Source organism: Segatella copri, assembly GCF_002224675.1.
In the GTDB taxonomy this organism is placed as follows: Bacteria; Bacteroidota; Bacteroidia; order Bacteroidales; family Bacteroidaceae; genus Prevotella; species Prevotella copri_U.
The window spans coordinates 64,474-82,822 of record NZ_NMPZ01000015.1 but is presented as its reverse complement, the minus strand read 5'-3'; the positions used below and the strand labels follow the sequence as shown (position 1 = coordinate 82,822).

General features: G+C 45.3%; 18 protein-coding genes. 6 read left to right on the top strand and 12 right to left on the bottom strand.

The window, feature by feature from the left end:
- Nucleotides 1-304: 304 nt before the first annotated feature.
- Nucleotides 305-388: a hypothetical protein gene (locus tag CFT61_RS17280; protein ID WP_254918939.1), complete on the bottom strand. Its 84-nt coding sequence runs from the start codon at nt 386-388 to the stop codon at nt 305-307.
- Nucleotides 389-647: 259 nt separating this feature from the next.
- Between CFT61_RS17280 and CFT61_RS10300 the strand changes: the two genes are divergently transcribed.
- The 3 genes from CFT61_RS10300 to CFT61_RS16985 all read left to right on the top strand — a co-directional run bounded on the left by CFT61_RS10300 (nt 648) and on the right by CFT61_RS16985 (nt 2,545).
- Nucleotides 648-1,412 carry a YaaA family protein gene (locus tag CFT61_RS10300; RefSeq protein ID WP_089544343.1) on the top strand — a complete coding sequence of 255 codons (765 nt, stop codon included), beginning with the start codon at nt 648-650 and terminating at the stop codon, nt 1,410-1,412.
- A 311-nt stretch (nt 1,413-1,723) separates the two neighbouring features.
- Nucleotides 1,724-2,362, top strand: coding sequence for a hypothetical protein (locus tag CFT61_RS10295; protein ID WP_089544342.1), 639 nt, complete (start codon nt 1,724-1,726; stop codon nt 2,360-2,362).
- Between the two features lie 42 nt (nt 2,363-2,404).
- Nucleotides 2,405-2,545, top strand: a complete 141-nt coding sequence (locus CFT61_RS16985; protein WP_176425574.1) for a hypothetical protein — start codon at nt 2,405-2,407, stop codon at nt 2,543-2,545.
- A gap of 82 nt (nt 2,546-2,627) precedes the next feature.
- Here the strand turns inward: CFT61_RS16985 and CFT61_RS10290 are convergent, their stop codons facing one another.
- From CFT61_RS10290 to CFT61_RS10270, 6 genes are all read right to left on the bottom strand, one after another.
- A complete protein-coding gene (locus tag CFT61_RS10290; protein ID WP_089544341.1) occupies nt 2,628-2,999 on the bottom strand; it encodes a hypothetical protein in 372 nt (123 codons plus the stop codon).
- A 54-nt stretch (nt 3,000-3,053) separates the two neighbouring features.
- On the bottom strand, nt 3,054-3,455 hold the full coding sequence (locus CFT61_RS10285) for a DUF5053 domain-containing protein (protein WP_006848310.1): 402 nt from the start codon (nt 3,453-3,455) through the stop codon (nt 3,054-3,056).
- Nucleotides 3,456-3,504: 49 nt separating this feature from the next.
- Nucleotides 3,505-3,672 carry a hypothetical protein gene (locus CFT61_RS16980; protein ID WP_006848309.1) on the bottom strand — a complete coding sequence of 56 codons (168 nt, stop codon included), beginning with the start codon at nt 3,670-3,672 and terminating at the stop codon, nt 3,505-3,507.
- 284 nt (nt 3,673-3,956) lie between these two features.
- Nucleotides 3,957-4,799, bottom strand: coding sequence for a CvfB family protein (locus tag CFT61_RS10280; protein WP_089544340.1), 843 nt, complete (start codon nt 4,797-4,799; stop codon nt 3,957-3,959).
- A gap of 114 nt (nt 4,800-4,913) precedes the next feature.
- Entirely contained in the window at nt 4,914-5,663 is a 750-nt protein-coding gene (locus tag CFT61_RS10275) for an ABC transporter ATP-binding protein (protein WP_089544339.1), read from the bottom strand.
- A gap of 174 nt (nt 5,664-5,837) precedes the next feature.
- The gene (locus CFT61_RS10270) at nt 5,838-6,044 is read right to left on the bottom strand and encodes a hypothetical protein (protein WP_006848306.1); all 207 of its coding nucleotides are present in this window, start codon (nt 6,042-6,044) and stop codon (nt 5,838-5,840) included.
- 257 nt (nt 6,045-6,301) lie between these two features.
- Here CFT61_RS10270 and CFT61_RS10265 point away from each other — a divergent pair, with 257 nt between their 5' ends.
- Together CFT61_RS10265 and CFT61_RS10260 are read left to right on the top strand one after the other, a co-directional pair.
- A complete protein-coding gene (locus CFT61_RS10265) occupies nt 6,302-6,664 on the top strand; it encodes a BlaI/MecI/CopY family transcriptional regulator (protein WP_089544338.1) in 363 nt (120 codons plus the stop codon).
- 157 nt (nt 6,665-6,821) lie between these two features.
- The gene (locus CFT61_RS10260; protein WP_089544337.1) at nt 6,822-8,267 is read left to right on the top strand and encodes a M56 family metallopeptidase; all 1,446 of its coding nucleotides are present in this window, start codon (nt 6,822-6,824) and stop codon (nt 8,265-8,267) included.
- A gap of 250 nt (nt 8,268-8,517) precedes the next feature.
- Here CFT61_RS10260 and CFT61_RS10255 read toward each other — a convergent pair whose 3' ends face one another.
- The 5 genes from CFT61_RS10255 to CFT61_RS10240 form a co-directional block, all read right to left on the bottom strand.
- Complete coding sequence (locus tag CFT61_RS10255) at nt 8,518-9,549, bottom strand: CNNM domain-containing protein (RefSeq protein WP_089544336.1); 1,032 nt, start codon at nt 9,547-9,549, stop codon at nt 8,518-8,520.
- A gap of 400 nt (nt 9,550-9,949) precedes the next feature.
- Entirely contained in the window at nt 9,950-12,487 is a 2,538-nt protein-coding gene (locus tag CFT61_RS10250) for a glycoside hydrolase family 31 protein (RefSeq protein WP_089544335.1), read from the bottom strand.
- A gap of 25 nt (nt 12,488-12,512) precedes the next feature.
- Nucleotides 12,513-13,577, bottom strand: a complete 1,065-nt coding sequence (locus CFT61_RS10245) for a helix-turn-helix domain-containing protein (RefSeq protein WP_089544334.1) — start codon at nt 13,575-13,577, stop codon at nt 12,513-12,515.
- A gap of 6 nt (nt 13,578-13,583) precedes the next feature.
- Nucleotides 13,584-13,883 carry a hypothetical protein gene (locus CFT61_RS16600; RefSeq protein WP_142990611.1) on the bottom strand — a complete coding sequence of 100 codons (300 nt, stop codon included), beginning with the start codon at nt 13,881-13,883 and terminating at the stop codon, nt 13,584-13,586.
- A gap of 432 nt (nt 13,884-14,315) precedes the next feature.
- The gene (locus CFT61_RS10240; protein WP_089544360.1) at nt 14,316-16,448 is read right to left on the bottom strand and encodes a cation:proton antiporter; all 2,133 of its coding nucleotides are present in this window, start codon (nt 16,446-16,448) and stop codon (nt 14,316-14,318) included.
- Between the two features lie 201 nt (nt 16,449-16,649).
- Between CFT61_RS10240 and CFT61_RS10235 the strand changes: the two genes are divergently transcribed.
- On the top strand, nt 16,650-17,801 hold the full coding sequence (locus CFT61_RS10235; protein ID WP_089544333.1) for an MFS transporter: 1,152 nt from the start codon (nt 16,650-16,652) through the stop codon (nt 17,799-17,801).
- The last annotated feature ends 548 nt before the right edge of the window (nt 17,802-18,349 follow it).

Genomic DNA, 18,349 nt, shown 5'->3' with positions numbered 1-18,349 from the left:
CTCTCTTCGCCTTCCGGCTCTGTCGGGATTTCTCATTGTTTTTAATTTATCCTTTTTAATAATGATCGCTTCGGCTTTCGAGGCTCAAGGATTTCAAGAAACCCTCAAATGTCATTACTTAGGGTTCTTATCGTTCCCCTTGCCCTTTCGGCTTCGGCTTTCACTCTATGTAGAAGCAAGTTGCGTGCCAACCCGTTTTGTATATTTGGAGTGAACAGTTTTTGCCAATCTTGGCAAAAGACTCTGTAAGATTGACATTAAAGGATAATTAATTTAAACTTTGCTGCCAAAACTTCATGCTTTTTTAAATCTGTTTTTCAATCCATGCCATCAATACCGCTACTGCATATTGCTGTTCTTCTCTTGTCAGCTGTCTTCCGGCAGGTATATGATGCCATTTGAAGAAACATCCACGGCAGGAGCAAGGCGTTTGGCAACGAAATCCTCTGCATGCTTACGGATGTTTTCCAAGCCCTTTTCTGCAAAAATAATAAATATTTTCAGATTTCGCAAGATAAAGTACAATATGGCATTCTTATTTATAATATATTATACTTTTATTGAACTTTTCTTTGAGTTTTGCCATATTTTCATTAACTTTGCCAGCAAAACTATCATTAAGAGTTACCCTTTAAAATAAACGTATTATGCAGATATTATTGGCAAATGCCAAAATCATGTTTGATAAGGCAGATAGGGCAGCTGTTTCAAAGCCACTTTTCCAATCTGTGGCTGATATGTTGGCTGCAGAAATGGCTAAGCTGGACGTAGAGGAATTGGCTAGGCAACTTGATTGCAGCCACAAGATAGCTTCGGAAAACTGGAAACGATATCATAATTTTATGGCTGCAGAGAAGATGCCTGCCATACTTTCCTACAATGGACAGGCGTATAAGCATCTACGCGCCAACACTTTGGGAGAAGGATCCCTGCAGTATGCCCAGAAACATCTCTGGATTACCTGCTTTCTCTATGGATTGCTTCGGCCGATGGATGGCATCGTGCCTTATCGTATGGAGCATTGCGTGACGCTTGAAGCTACAAACGACAAGCCGATCAATCAATTTTGGAAAGATAAACTGACCGATGTTCTTATCAACAGTGTGAAAGCTGACGATGGCATACTTATCCATCTCTCTACGGCAGAATATGAACATCTGTTTGATTGGAAGAGAATTTGCAGGGAAGTGAAAGTCATCCAGCCCCTCTTTTATGTTCGCCAGAAGGATGGTAGGCTGAAAATGCAGGCTGTGTGGGCTAAATCCTGCCGTGGAGCTATGGTGAGATACATTCTGAGTAACCAACTTGCTACTCCAGAAGAATTGGCAGCCTTCAGTTACGAAGGTTTTGAATACGCACCAGAATTAGGAGAAGTAGCTTTTCCGCATTTCGTTCGTAATATAACAAAATAGTACTTTTTTACTTTTCTTACATCAAAGATGATATCTTAGAAGACAAGGGAGCGGACTAGGCAATGCTTTAGTCCGCTCCCTTGTTTAATTTAGTTTAAATCCTGAACAATTCTTGTTTATCTCTAGGTAAAATTGTATCTTTGCCGTGGAGAAAGTTATGTTCAAAGCTTTTGAACTTAAGTTCAGAACCTTTGAACTTATATTCAAAGCCTTTGAACATAGGTTCAAAGGCTATGAACGAAGCTTTCTACTAGGATTAGAAACAATTATTATTCGTAATAACATCAATTACTATTAGGAGAGGAAATAATATGGCAAAGTACAAGTTACAGGAGCTGCCTGATTTAAATAATACCGGCAAGCGTAAGGTTTATCCCAAGATGGTAGTCAACCGGACTCTATCTCGCAAGGAATTCATCGAAAGGATGCAGGGTTATCATCGTGGTATTTCGGCAAGCACCACGGAGGCAGTGCTGATGGATGTGGAAGAAATACTGGTTGAGTTGCTCTCCATGGGCTATAATGTGAATCTGGAGGGCCTCGGTACCTTCTCTCTATCCTTGGGTTTCGAGGATGACAAGCCTACGGAGATGCAGGGCGATGACGACAAGATGACCTATCGCAAGGTAGGCGTAAGAGATGTGAACTTCAAGGCATCTCCCGATTTCATCAAGTCTGTGAAGCAGGCAGCCGACCGTGATCTGGAGCGGGATATGGGTGGCGTAAAACTGATATTGAAAAAGAAATATACCCGCGAGGAGCGGATCGCCCGAGCCCTGGATGTCATCGATGAGAATGGCTTCATCGGTCTTACCGACTATGCCTATATCAACAACCTGAGCCGCACCGCCGCCTCATTGGAGTTGAAGGAGATATCCTATGACGAGACTGTTCCCCTCCGCTCTGTGGGTCAGCACAGCCATAAGGTCTGGGTGAGGAGAAAAAAATAAGATAAAGTATGATTTCTCATCCTTTTCTTTGGTATTTCCAATATGAGCCAGGCAGAGCAGGAAGCCTATGTGGCAGAAAGCCTCAACCGTGCTCTTGATGAAATGGAAGCTCATAAGAAGAATGGGACTAAGCCGATGGATGCTCGTGATTTGTTGAGAAGACTTCGGGAAGAGGAGGCGTAGTATGAAGGTTAAGATTTATACAGAAAAAAATTGAGCGACAACTTAGAAAGCTTTCCAAGAAATATCGTTCAATGCTTGATGATTACGATGCTTTTTTACCGCTCGAAATGACATCCGCAAACTTTGCCCTGTATAACTTTGCACGCATCTTCTTCTTTTCGATACCATCAAACATATCGTCAAAGCACTCGTCTTGTTGATAAGGCAAATAACCATAGAACGACATATGCCACATACAGCAAGCTGCTATTTCTGCATTGCATTCCTTTACGTCATCTTCAATGACAAGTTTCTTGGAAAGACATCTTGCCCCTGATTTACACCAAACTTTAATGGTGTTGCCCCTGATTTGCAACAAAAAAGTAGTATCTTTGCCCCTGATTTGCAACAAATGCGTATGTTTAGACGAAATATCATCAGTAAACTGGAGGTTTGGAAGCAAGACAAAAAGCATAAGAAGTCCCCAGCACGGAATCGTGTCGGGGACGTTTGTGTGATAAAGTTAACCCTATGCCAACTGCAAAGAGCTGATGCGTTGGCCTATCTCCTGAACGGCACGATTGAAAATGCTTTTCTGCTCTGCATTGAGCGTGTAAACATGACCACGAACCTCTGAGCCATTGAGACGCTGGGAGAGCCATGCAGCACTTTTGCCGAAGTATTTCTGTGCGATGTATCTAAGTGGCAGCAACTTGTAATCATCCTCTGCAAGTTGGTCACGCAATGTTAAAACTTCACTCTGAAGCTGTTCCATCTTTTGGTTTATGAAAGCCTTAGCCTCCTCTCTGTCACTATCATCAGCATGTAATTTGATGTAGTTTAAGATCTCAGTTTTTCGAGTTTCGCTCTTTTCGTCTTCCTTGCCTGCAAGAGAAGCGTATTCTTTAAGTAAATCTGTGTTATTATTCATATCTTATCTTGTTTTTAATCCTCTCCCAAATCCCGAAGGATGGGATTTCTTAATTCTTTTTTCTTTTCTTAATCAGATCTGAAAGCTGGTCTAAAACGCTGTCTGTAAACTTCCAATAAGTTTCGTCATCAATGTTGTATGCATCTCTCAATCTGATGTAATCACTAAGCAGTTTTTTCTTTATTCTAATCTGCTTTTCTAACTCTTCTTCATTCATTTGTTGAATTTTAAATTGTAGTATATCATGTTAGCTGATCACGATGCAAAGGTACATAAAACTCTTTTAATAACCAAACAATACATAAACTATTTTTTATGTTCTGCTTGTTTTAACATATCTGTCTATAAAGTAATACTAAAAAGTCGTATCTTTGTCACTGATTTGCAACATAAGCGTATGAATAATTCAATTAGCTTATTGCTTTCGATATAATTAAGGTGGACAATGCTTTTTGGGAATAGCAATGTCCACCTTATTATATATATACATCTAAAAAATCTTTATTCTGCCAGTCGGATGCTCATCGGGCTTACGGTGATGAGGCGCTTCTTGTAGAGGTCGCCAATGGCACGCTTGTAAACCTTCTTGCTCACGTGGAAACGCTCGTAGATGTCATCGGCTTCGCTCTTGTCGCCAAGATTGCACTCGCCGTCGTTGTCCAGGAGATACTGGTAGAGGGTTTCGGCGAAATCGGCTGTCTGCTGAATACCGGTCTTCTGCAGGGTGACATCTATCTTTCCGTCAGGGCGAACTCTTCCGATGTATCCCTTCATCTTGTCACCCGTGTGGATGTACTGGAAGATCTGATCCTGATAGAGGAGACCCGGATACTGGTTGTCGATGATAACCTTGAAGCCGAGGTCGGTCTTCTGCCAGATGAGGAGATCCACCTCATCGCCATGCTTGTAGTGAGGATGGTCTTCGTTGAGATAACGCTCTATCTTGGCAGAGGCAACGATGCGATAGCTCTCCTCGTCGATGTGGATATGCACGATGTAGGAGTTGCCGAGCACCATGCGCTTTTTCTGCTCGCGGAATGGGCAGAAGATGTCCTTCATCAGGCCCCAGCCCAGGAAGGCTCCGTATTCGTTGACCCATTTCACTTCGAGATAGGCGAAGTCGCCCACTTTAGCCAATGGGGTTTCGGTGGTAGCGATGAGGCGCTCATCCTGATCGAGATAGATGAAGACATCCAGCTCGTCGCCGATGCCAGCGTCTTCAGGAACGTAGCGGGATGGAAGGAGGATTTCTCCCTCATCTCCACCATCGAGATACAGACCGAAATCTACTTTCTTTACGATGCGAAGGCGATTGTAATCGCCGAGTTTTATCTTTTTTGCCATATAATGTTATTTTCGAGAATATAAAATGCTTTTGCCCTTACAGGGCGACAGTTTTGCGTCCGTAATTATCCAGGGTGTTGCCCTGGGCTAGGAGCTTCTGCCCTTTCAGGGCGTTTAGATGCAATCTATGGATGAGTCTGGTTCTTCTGCAGAAACTTCTTTATTGTTATCAGCAGTTTCTTCCTGGCTATCAGCAGCTCCTGCCTCCACTGTCTTCTCAATCATTCCATCCTTGAGATGGATGGTGCGGTCGGTGATGGAAGCAAGACCCTCATCGTGGGTAACGATGACGAAAGTCTGGCCGAACTTGTCTCTGAGATCGAAGAAGAGCTGGTGAAGTTCAGCCTTGTTCTTGGTGTCGAGACTTCCTGATGGCTCATCGGCAAGGATGACGGCTGGATTGTTGACCAGGGCTCTTGCCACGGCTACACGCTGTTTCTCACCACCTGACAACTCGGCAGGTTTGTGGCTGGCTCTATCGCTCAAGCCCATGAATTCCAATAACTCCTCGGCACGCTCCTTGGCTTCCTTTCTGCCCTTTCCGGCGATGAAGGCAGGAATCATGATGTTCTCCAGGGCGGTGAACTCCGGTAGAAGCTGATGGAACTGGAAGACGAAACCGAGATGCTGGTTGCGGAAATCGCTCAGTTTCTTGGTGCTGAGGCTGCGCACATCAATGCCGTCCACCTCTATGCTGCCACTATCTGGCTTGTCGAGGGTACCGATAATCTGGAGAAGAGTGGTCTTGCCGGCACCACTCGGTCCGACGATACTTACCACCTCGCCCTTGTCAATATGCAGGTCGATGCCCTTAAGCACCTGCAGGGAGCCGAAGCTCTTGGTTATACCTTTTATATCAATCATTTTCTAACTCAAAATTATTTTGCAGGCAAAATTAAGCAAAATATTTGGAAATGCCTAATTTTAAGAGATAAAAAGAAATAAGGAGGGATATAAAAAAACAAAACGAGCCTTATTCTTGCAAATAAAGCTCGTTTCAGTACTCAATTCTATATTACTTTCTATAAAATGTATGTGTTATTTCAACCCATCGGCATCGCCGGTGGTCTTCAATCCGTTGCTCTTTTCGCGAGGAGTGATATTCACTTTCTTCGCTATGGTGTTTTCGATAAGGTTGGCATCGAATGCCATCTTCTTGTCGGTGCAGGTGATATCCTGGAAGGTGAAATCTACCAGGCGGTATTTATCGCTCTTTCCAACATCAAAGAAGTTGTCACAATCCATCTGGATGTTCTTGATGGAGATGTTGTTGCACTGGCACTGTTCGTATATTATTATATATTGGTTCTTTTTTATATGTAATCTACGATAAACTCGTAATATTCTATGTTTTAGTATTACGAAAAGCTCGTAAAACGTTAAAATATAGCTGAATTTATGTTTTTTAACGCAGATTATTTTGTGTTTATACGAAAAGTTCGTAGATTTGCGGCGTGATTTAGAAACAAGAATGTTGAATTTAAAAGAATAAAGATAGAAATATGGAAAAGCTGACGAATCAGGAAGAAGATATTATGCTTCGGATATGGCGATTGGGACGATGTGCCGTGAAACAGATTATGGAACTGTTGCCAGAACCTCGTCCACCTTATACTACAGTGGCTTCTATTGTGAACAATCTGAAGCGCAAGGAATATGTCAAGGCGGAGCGGGATGGTAAGGGTTATGTCTATTCTCCACTCATTGCCGAGAGTGATTACAAGCGGAAGTTCCTGTCGGGTTTCGTGAACAATTACTTCAAGAATTCCTTCAAGGAAATGGTTTCCTTCTTTGCCAAGGACGAGAAAATCAGTCCCGAGGACCTCAAGGATATCATCCGTGAAATTGAGAGTTCGGAAGAATAAATAACTGTAATTGAAAGCTTTTGCCCTTACAGGGCGACAGGTTTGCGCCCATAATAACCCTGGGCGTTGCCTGGGCTAGGAGCTTCTGCCCTTTCAGGGCGTGTGGAGCTAATATGCGAAAGTTCAATAACTAATTTATATAAAGAACAGAAACTGTATGGCAATATATCTTATAAAAATCAATGTAGCCCTGATACTCCTTTATGGCTTTTATCGCCTCACGGTGAGCCGCGATACCTTCTTCGGTCTTCGCCGCCTTACCCTCTGGCTTATTTATGCCGTTGCCCTGATGGTTCCGGCGCTCAATCTGGAATATTGGGTGCGCGATACACCAACGATGGCGAGTATGGCGAATGTATATGCCGACACGTTTTATCCCGTGGTGGTTGTAAAGGCTCAGGCTCCCAGCATAACCTGGATGGATATGCTGCTGGGCATCTATTGGGCAGGAGTTGCCGTTCTCTCATTGCGTTTGGTATGGCAGCTCTTCAGTATCATCCGCCTTGCGGTTATTTCCCGGAAGCAGGAGGTGGAAGGCATTACGGTACATCTTCTCAGAGGCGAGGGGAGTCCGTTCTCCTTCTTCCGCTGGGTGTTTATGTATCCATCTACCCTGGAGGGCAAGCAGTTGCACGAAGTGATGGTTCACGAGTGCACCCATGTTTCGGGTCTCCATTCCCTGGATACCCTCTTCTCCGAGCTTTTCTCCATCGCCTGCTGGTTTAATCCGTTTGCCTGGCTGATGAAGCAGGAAGTAAGAATGAATTTGGAATATTTAGCCGATGAAAGTGTATTATCTGATGGCAACGCGCGCAAATCCTATCAGTATCACCTTCTAGGTTTGGCATATCGACAGCCGAATGAATCGACCAAGATTGCCAATAATTTTAATTTATTACCTCTTAAAAAAAGAATTAAAATGATGAACAAACGTAGAACCAGTGAAATAGGCAAGGCGAAGTACCTCCTTTTCGCACCTTTAGCAGGAGCGTTGCTTATGGTGAGCAACATCGAGAGTGTGGCTCGTGAGATTGGCGAGCAGATTCCGGAAGTAGCCGAGGTTCAGCAGAAGGCTGAGCAGGCTCTGAATGCTGATGTGGTTGTGGCGAATCCGACGGCTGAAGAAGCAAAAGCTGCCGCAGAAGCCAAAAAGGCAGAAGAAGCTAAGGCTGCTGAATTGGCAAAGTCGGAAGCTGAACAGAAGGCGGAAGCAAAGGCTTCTGATGCGATAGCCCCAGCTGATACAACCAAGAAGGTGGTTTATGATGTAACAGAGACAATGCCGCAATTTCCTGGTGGTCAGGAAGTGCTGATGAAGTATCTGGCTGCAAACATCAAGTATCCGGCTTCCGCCGTCAAAGCCAAAAAGCAGGGCCGTGTGATTGTAACCTTTGTCATTCAGCAGGATGGTAGCGTTTCCAAAGCCCGAATTGCAAAATCTGTAGATCCCGAACTGGATGCTGAGGCTTTGAGAATCGTGAAGGCGATGCCTAACTGGACTCCTGGTACACAGGATGGTAAACCGGTAAACGTAAGATATACCATCCCTGTTGTATTCTCTCTTCAGAAAGATGTAACCCCAGGGAAGAAAGAAGTAAAATAGAATATCAATTTCGGGTTATAAAACAACTCAATAAAAAAGAGCATAAATCTCAACTCAATAAAAAAGAGCATAAATCTCATCTCAGCGATAGGGTATGTATTCTCTATTGCCATGTAGAATGAAAAGGGCGGTTTTCTTGCGTGATGCAAGAAGCCGCCGTATGCGGAACCGCATGTACGGTGATGTGAGAGGTCGGTAAACATAAAAATAGGAGATAAACACCTATGATTAGTGTTTACCTCCTACTCGATTACTTCATTTTCTGCATCATCAGGCGTGATTTTTCCTTAGCCAAGGCTTGCATATCCACGGCAACATCGTCTTCATCTACGATTTCCACGCCCGTCATCGTTTCTATCACATCCTCCATGGAAACTACGCCGCGAAGGCATCCGTATTCATCTACGATAATGGAGATGTGCTCTCGCTTTTCCAACATCTTTTCCCAAATCTGATATATCGATTCATCCTCGTTGAAGGAAAGTATCGGGCGCATCAGCTCGGATAATCGGGTTTGAAATTCATCGTCTGAAACCGATTTGAGAACCACATCCTTCAGAACGTAGCCCACGATATAGTCCTTATTGTTATCATATACAGGAATGCGTGAGAAATTCCACTCCTTCAGTTCGTAAAACTCCTTGGTGGTTAGATGCATATTAGCAGATTCTACCACGATGGATGGTGTCATCACCTCTTTTGCCTTAACTCCAGCCAGACGGATGCAGCTCTTGATGATCTTGCTTTCCGATTCACGGAAGATGCCTTCTGTGGTTCCTACATCTACCATGGCCGAAACCTCTTCGCGGCTCATGGAAGCCTGGTGGCTCTTAGGCGTGAATACCTTTGTGATAAGTTCTGAGAGCAGTACCAGAGGGTAGGTGATGAAGATGAGTATCCGGATAATCTTGGTGGATGGCATTGCCAGCGAGCGCCAGTAAGAAGCACCGATGGTCTTCGGGATGATTTCAGAAAGCACCAGAATCAGCAAGGTGAGAATGGCGGAAATGATACCGAAGTATTCTTCGCCAAAGAGTTTGATAGACTCGGCACCCACGCCGGCAGAGCCGATGGTGTGGGCGATGGTGTTGAGCGAAAGAATGGCACCCACTGGGCGATCTACGTTGTTTTTATACTGTTTCATCAACGAGGCAGTCTTGTTGCCTTGATTCTCCTTCATCGAGATAAACGACATCGGAGTAGAAAGTAGCACCGCCTCCAGGACGGAGCATAAAAAGGATAGTGACAGAGCACCTAAAAAATATAATATGATTAAACCCATGTAATTTTTAATTCGTTAATAATATGTTATCTCAAGCAAGATAGGTATTATTTCCGAAGACTGCAGTTGAGGATGTAATGGGGTACATTACATCTGTTTTGATTTGATATGAGCGTATTGGTAAATATCATCACAATTATGTTCTATTTTTCTGCAAAGATATGGATAAAACTATGAATCTGATGTTATTTTGTTGAATATTAGTGTGTTTTAATATGTTTTTAGTAAATATTTGTAAAGGATGTTGTTAGTTAGCAACTGATGACTCATGTTATTTTAGTGATTATATACAGATCAAAGGGGAAGAGAACTCATTCTTTCCCCTTTGTTCTGTATATGAGTTACTATGTAATACCGTTAGTTCAATTATCGCATCTTGCGGTTTTTCCCATTTTCAACTTTACAGCTGTACCTTTACAGCCTTTCCGTCATATTCCACGCTCTTGCTTGCCTGCATAGGCTGATCACCTATTCCGCTATCAGCACCCACCAGCACGATGTGGAATCTGCGATGCTGGAGCATTCCCTTATAGCTGCCCTTGCGTGGCGCGATGTTCAGGATTCTGTCTGCTTCATTCCATACAAACTGGATTTCTGAGAATTTACCTTTCTCATAGTTGTAGTTGTCGCCCTCATCCTCATAGAGCGTAAATTTACCATCAGCACCAGGATAGACACGAATTTCCAACTCATCCCAAGGCTTCTCTGAACTATACTGCACCTCAGGACCGAATGGCAGGATGGTACCAGCCTTGATGAATACAGGCATGATGTCGATAGGACAAAGGCGCTGGATATCCTGACCACCCTCATACTGGGCATTGCTCCAGAAATCATACCATTTATTACCCTTTGGCAAGTAAACATTCACAGGCGCAGCTGCCTTCCTTACATCAGGATAGATGGTATGGCCTTTCTTTTCCTTATCCTTCCAGGTGTATAAAGGATCGGTTACCGGCTTCACCAGGATGTTGCGGCCAAAGAGATACTCATCGTTCAGACGGGAAGCCTTCTTGTCTGCCGCATAATCCATTATCAGGGCACGCATCATGCTTCCGCTATTCTGTACACAGTCGCCAGCCGTACTGTAGATATAAGGCAAAAGGCGATAGCGCAGCTTGATGGTCTTAATCATAGCATCATAAGCCCAGTCGCCCTGCTTTCCGAATTCATACAGTTCGCTTACCATCGGCGAAGAACAGTGGTTACGCATCAATGGCATGAAGGTTCCCCACTGCATCCAGCGTGTCTGCAGTTCCTGAATGGCAGGGTTCTTTGGATTCTGTTCAAACTCCCAGTAGAAGAAACCACCCAGGTCGGTATTCCAGAATGGGATACCGCAGAGCGAGAAGTTCAAGCCCGATGGAATCTGATTCTTCATCTCGTTCCAGGAAGCCACCACATCACCGCTCCAGCAGATGGTGCCATAATGCTGAATACCGAGACTGCCGCTTCGGGTCATCTGGAGCGAACGCTTTGTGTTGCCTTTCATCGCTCTTTGGTGCTCGTAGATGCTCTTGTTGTGCAACAATGGGAAGGCGTTCTTCACGCCCAACCATGAACCATCGTAGGTCTGATAGTTCTCGTCACCCGGCTTCTCAAAATGGTCTGGCTCCGTAGAATCGGTCCACCAGGCATCAAACCCCATCTGGTAGAGATGAGTAAGATACTTCCAGTAGAGGTTGCGAGCCTTCGGATTGAAGACATCGTATGGCATCACGCCACTGTTTCTTGGCCAGGTTTCGAAAGGAAGGAGGGCATTCATCTTCTTCAGTTCACGATACTGCTCTGTCCAAGGACCGAAACTTGCCCAGATGGAAATCATCAGATGGGCATCGTTCTTGTGAACATACTTCACCATTTCCTCCGGACTCTTCAGACGAGGCTCTCCCTGTGCCTTCATCTGCTTCATATCTGTAGGAAGATACTTGGCAAAGGCTGGGTCTCCCACCTTATTTATATAATATGGGTTCTGGAATTTCATCGCATTCCAGTTGGAGTCGCATCCCCAATACTGCCAGTCCTGCACGATGGCATCAGTAGGAATCTTCAGTTCGCGATACTTATCCAATACGCCTGCCAGTTCATCGCTGGTCTTATAGCGCTCACGGCATTGCCAGAAGCCCATCGCCCATTTCGGGAACATCGTAGCCTGTCCGGTCAGTTCACGGATGCTGGCGATGACTCCATCCTGCGTACCATCCTTGTACATGAAATAGTAGTCGGCGCAGGTTCCCACTTCGCTGGTAAAGGAAGTGCATGATGGCTGGTTGCCATTATCCTTGGATGCTACTACATCATTGAAATAGGTTTTTCCCGCATTGTCCCAGTAAAGACCATAGCCTTTCTCGCTGGTGAAATAAGGGATGGCGATATAGGTGTTATGATTCCAGAGTTCGATGTTCTTTCGGCCACGCTGATTCATATAAACATCACGCAGCTGTCCCAGACCATAGATGGCCTCGTCATCAGCAAGACGGAAGTCCTGCTCTATGCGGTACTTGCCCTTGTTGGCTTCGTCCTTGCGGGCTTCCAAACGGGTCTTCGTATCGGTAAGCAGCAGCTTTCCATCCTTCGAAAGGAAGCGGATTTCGCCAGTCTGCTGGTTCAGTTCGACGGAAATTAAACTGGATTTAATATTTACAATATCTCCGTTTTTCTGTATCTGAACATCCTTCAGCTGCTGAGGCTTCAAGATGACAGAATAGCTTTTCTTCTGAACGGGAGCACCAAGTCCAGCATCAGATTTCAAGATACGGACGATGGATGGAGAATAGAATTCGATGGTTACATTCTGCTGAGCCACCTGACGGGTGATAGACTTGGCTGCCGCACCTTTCTGTGTGCCTGCCACCATTATGCTCTTGGCGCAGAGTTCACTTGGAATGCCAACGGAAGCGATGCCCAAAAGGGCAATGAGAGATAAATTCTTTAGCATACTTTTGTTTATTATATTAGAGGGTTTATGATTTGTCCAGTTCTAAATACATAAGATTGTATTTCGGTTGCAAAGGTAATGTTAAATGGTGGAAAAGGGATAAAACAAATTCCTTCTTAAAACACTTGGTGAAATAGCTGGGCGAGCTGAATCCCGTTCGCTCGGCAATTTCATTCACACTCTGCTTACCTTCCTGAAGCAAGGCTGCTGCACGATGAAGCCGGATGCTGCGGATAAATGCCACGGGAGTAGTATTGGTCAGACCCGTCAGCTTTTTATAAAGTCCTGTCCGCTCCATACAGAGATCTTGTGCCAGTTGCTCCACGCCATATTCGCCATCTTCCAGATGCTGTTCTACCAAAGCACGCACCTGAAGAATCAGCTCGGGATCCTGATTAATAGCTTCGGCTGCAGAATAGGCAGAAACGGTATAGGTCAGCTTATCATTCTGAAAAACCGCCACGATTCCTGAATCCATGAAAGCATAAACCTGTCTGCCATCGGTATCCAGATCCTGCAGACACCCCCATTCCTTCTTCAAATGGATTAGATTGCCATCCTGCGTATTGAGCAGCGAATCACCCATAACAACCCAGACTTTCTTCCTGCTATCTACAAACAGATCCTGAATGTCATTCCGGGTCGGGCCGTTTCGCATCATTTTCATCTTATCCTCTTTTCCATTTCCTGACAGAGCGTCAAGGGGATGTTCCAGAATTCTGCCCTCTGCAAGCAGAATACAGAATATCTTCTGATATTCCTTTACCCATAACCTGTCCTGGCTATCGGCATAAAGATGCGTCTGCCCCTTGTATTTCGTGATGTTTTCTGCCTTTTCTGCAGGAAGGGGAATCAAGGAGAAGCGCCTTCCATCATAGAGATTGATGCCCTTGGGAGTTCTCACCGCCAATCTGCCATCTGTCAACTGCATCATCTGTAGGACATGGTTATCAGAAAGCCCCTGTTGGGTATTGAGTACATAGAAATAATCGTTTGTCTCTACCTTCTGGGCAGAGCTGGTAAGTATCCGGCTGCCAAAGCAGAGGAAAACGATGCATAGTTTGATGATATATGGTTTATAACTTCTCATAGAGCCTTATTGTCTATTTTCATTGCTGCTATTTTGCTTATTCTTTGCAAAAATATAAAAAAAGATTGAGACAGACAAGAAAGCAGGCAAAATTTTGAGGCTTTTACAAAGAAAAAGGCTCCCTTGTATGGAAGCAAGAGAGCCTTTGGCTATTGTTTTTTCGTTTTTACATCCCGAATCTTTTCCTATCTTGGAGAGCCAGATGGAGTGGGGGATATTGTGCTGGCGGTGATGCCGGCAGACTTCTGTATTTTTCGGATGCTTTTCTGATGCATTACCAGATAGGTGGGGACGTACCTTGCTCAAAAGAAGATATTCTAGTGGTGGGTGGAGTGATTTGCAGAAAATATTTAAGGTGGATCATAAATCTCCTTTCACGGAATCTGGATTGTGTTGAAAATAAGAGAGTTAAGTGTGAAAGGAAAATTCTCTTTATATTGAGATGGTAATTAATGGCTAAGCATAAATATGGCGATGTGCCTTGCTCCGATAGGGAATAGTGAGCGTCTTGATAATGAATAGCGGGTGTCATTGTTATGAATGTTGGGATGAAGCATAGTAACCAGAAGGATGAGGGATAGATATTGGCAGGCGAAAAGATGAAAGCCAAGAAGCTGGTTTTGAATACAAAGTAAATCATAATAATCGTCTTGATTGCTCCAAATCGTTTTGATTGTTTATATACTAAAAAAGGTCGCCAAATGCTGGCGACCTTTTTTAGTATCCTTTATTTTCTCTTTATTTTCTGAATTTCTTTTTGAACCATTGGTTGAATGCCACGTAGGCACTGATTTCCTCCTGGTGCTGAGGCTCGGCAAATGTCAGTACATTGCCCGATGAATCTCCGTGCTGGTCTGGGAAGATAATCATCAGGTTCGTGCCCGAGAAGAAGCGGGTTAGCTCTTCCGGCAGTCGCTCTAATGCCGACTTGTGGGAAACGGTTCCCTTGCGGGCTGTCACCACCACAAAGAGATGGTTCTTGCTCATGTGGGAGGCAAGCTGAGGCATCTCGTTCCAATGCTGCATCAGGGTGTATTCGGCTCTTACTTCCTGATGGCGGTTGGTGATGTACTCATTGATGAGTGCCAGGGTCTCCTCCCTGCCGTGGAACTGGATGCGGCAATCCAAATTGCCTGACAGGCGCGCCAGTCGCTCTACCCAGCGGTAGAAACCCGGTTCAAATTCTGCCCTCGATGGTACTGCCACCTGTATTCGGCGAATGGTATTGAGCGGCTGCTTGATGCGTGCCATGATGATCTGGCGGCTCAGACCATTGAAGAGACTCTGATGAAACTCTCCCCAGAACTTAGGCGAAACCTCCGGATGCATGTGCATGCCGATGATGATTTCGGAACACTGGAACTCGTTGAAGGCATGCTTGATGCCGTTGGCGATGTTGGCAGCAATGCGAACCTGCGTCTGCGTCATCACGTCGGTGGCTGCGGCAAGCTGACTGCAATGGTCCAGCAGCTGTCGGCCCTGTTCCTGCTTGTATCGCATATCCTTGTCATCATACACTACGTTCAGGCAGACCAGTCCTCTGTTCAGCTTCTGGTTTCTCACCAGGAAGGCGAGACTCATCAGATTATCGGCATATTCCGGATACTTCACCGGTATGAGAATCTTCTCATCGCTTGCCTTCTTGGTATCTTCGGCATCCGGAAGCTCCTTGTCGCGGAGGATAATCTTTCTGGAACTCCAGTCGGTGAGCATCGAAGAGATGACGCAGGTGCAGAGAATCATCATTACCACACCATTCAGCATGTCATCGTTCACAAGATAGGTGTTCGGACCCACCAGGAGGTTCATACCCACCATCACCATGGCGATACTGCCGGCGGCATGGGCAGAAGTCAAACCGAACATCATGTGACCCGATGACAGCGGCAACCGGAATCCGAAGCAGGCGGCATAGGCTGCGATGGCTTTTCCCAAGGTTCCGAAGAACACGATGCAGAAGATGACCCAAAGGATATGACTGCCCTGGAAAAGCAGTCCCACGTTGATGAGCATGCCCACACCTATCAAAAAGTAAGGGATGAAGAGCGCATTGCCCGTAAACTCCAGTCGGTTCATCAGCGGAGACACGTGCGGGATATACCTATTTAATATAAGACCTGCGAAGAAGGCACCGAACACGCCCTCGATGCCCACCATCTGTGAGAGAGCCGCACTCATAAAGAGCATCGCCATCACGAAGATAAACTGCATCACCGAATCGCTGTACCGGCGCAGAAACCATCTTGTGAGTCGCGGTATCAGGAATATCATTACTCCGCAGTATGCGGCAAACTTGGCGGTGAAGAGTACCCAGAAGAGCAGACCATCGTGCTTGGAGAACGAGGCGACGAGACCTGCCAGCATGATGAGGGCTATCAGGAGCGAAAGCATGCTGGAACCCACGCTCAGCGTAACGCTCGGTTTCTGCTGCAGACCATATCTGGAAACGATAGGGTAGGCTATCAGGGTATTGGAAGCCATGATGCAGCTCAGCAGAAACGATGCCCTGATGGAATAGTGCAGCAACCAGATGCTCATGCCGAAGGTGAGGAAGAAGGGAATGAAGCAGGTGAGCAGACCATAGATGATGAGCCGCGATTTGTTTTTCTTCATACCCTCCATGTCCATCTCCAGGGCGGCGAGGAACATAATGTAGTAGAGTCCCACCTTGCCGAACAGCTCGAAAGATGCATCTCGTTCCAGGATGTTCAGTCCGTATTTGCCCACGAGGATACCCGCCAGCACCATTCCGATGATATGGGGGATTCTGAGTTTACCCATGATGATAGGGGCAAAGAGGATGATGAGGAGCACTACGAAGAAGATCAGCGTAGGGTCGGTAATTGGAAAATATTCTGCAATATTCAGCATAGGCATTCTACTTATTGTTGATGATGAAAGAGGGATTCAGCATCCGCTTCATCCCTCTTCTTTTTATTTTTGAGTGCAAAATTACTAATAAATCTTGAAAGGGCAAAGTTTTTGCCCCCTTATCATTTATATGTGTAGAGATTTTTGTAATTTTGCACCCTGAAAACAAACTTAGGATAAAAAGATAAGGATAATTAACGTATGAAAAAAGGATTGTTTGCACTCGCCTTGGGTACATTTACCCTGGGCATCGCAGAATTTATTATTGAGGGAATTCTCACCGATGTGGCGCACAACATGAATGTGTCCATCCCTCAGGCTGGTCATCTCATCTCTATCTATGCACTGGGTGTATGCGCCGGTGCTTTCTCGCTGATATTGATGCATAAGTATCGCCCCAAGAATATACTCTTGTTTCTTACTTCGCTGGTGATTCTGGGAGCCATCATCGCTACGATAGCCCCTAGTTACGGGCTTCTGCTTTGTGCCCGCTTCATCCAGGGACTTCCTCATGGTGCCTATTTCGGTACGGCTACCATCGTGGCGGTGAAGATGGCAAAGGAGGGTAAGGGTACCAAGGCGGTGGCGATGATGTGTGCCGGTATGCCGTTTGCCAATCTGCTGGGTGTTCCGCTGGGCACCTTCCTGAGTCATACCATCTCCTGGCGAGTGCCTTTTCTCATATCGGTGGCGTTGGGCGTCATCACGCTCTATATGATTTACAAGTGGGTTCCTAATGTAGAGGCTCTGCCTAACAAGGGTATGAAGGCGCAGTTCCGGTTTATGCGCCATCTGGCTCCCTGGCTTATCATCGCTGCTACTTTCCTGGGCAACGGCGGTATTCTCTGCTGGTTCAGTTACATTTCTCCGCTTTTGCAGATGAATGGCGGTTTCCATGCGGCAAGTATCTCTGTGTTGATGATTCTTGCCGGTTTGGGTATGGTGGTAGGAAATCAGGTGAGTGCCTTGCTGGCAGATAGATTCAAGCCGGGCCGCTTTACCTGCTATCTGCAGTTTCTGGCTGCCGCAGCCTTGCTGGCTACCTTCTTTCTGTCGCATATCGGTTGGGTATCGGCAGCGATGATGTTTGTCAGTTGTGCCTGCCTTTTCGGTATAGGTTCGCCAGAGCAGTTTCTCATTGTGAAGCACAGCGAGGGTGGTGAAATGCTGGGTGGTTGCTGCATTCAGGCAGCCTTCAATCTAGGCAATGCCCTGGGTGCCTTCTTGGGCGGAATCCCCGTGGCGATGGGGTTGGGATATAATTACCCTGCGCTCATCGGTGTACCGATGGCATTGGCTGGAGCCTTCTGTCTCCTGGTGTTTCATCGTAAATACGAGTGTTCTAAAGATTGAAAAAACCTGGATTGACATGTCATTTTGCCCTGTTTCCTATGACAGAATTTGATGAAAATCAAGAAAACGGCCCTTTTTTGAAGTTTTTCCCAAAAACATTGTGTGCGTACACAAAAAGGCATTACCTTTGCACTCGAAAAGATAGATAACGAATAATTAAAGTAAAGAAAGGATAACTATTATGATGGTATTAGTAATGACACTGGCAGTTGTAGCTGCCCTTTTTGCAGAGGTTGTAAATGTCAACAAGAAGATTAGCCTCGGCAAGTAATCAAACCTTGAGAGGCATCTCCGGATGCTTCCAGGAAGTTGATTCGAAATAAGGTAAAGATTAGGATAACAGATAAATATAGAGAAAGGATAAAAGTTATGATGGTATTAGGTATGGTTTTGGCAATGATCGTTGCCGGATGCGCTGAGTATGGCGCAAGAACTAATATGAAGAACTTCGCTTAACAGCCGTTCTTCTTTCAATTTGAGAGAATTTAAACAGTAGTTGCATAGATAAATAAAGGAAAGGCAGTTGTTGGCATTAGAAGGATGCCAGC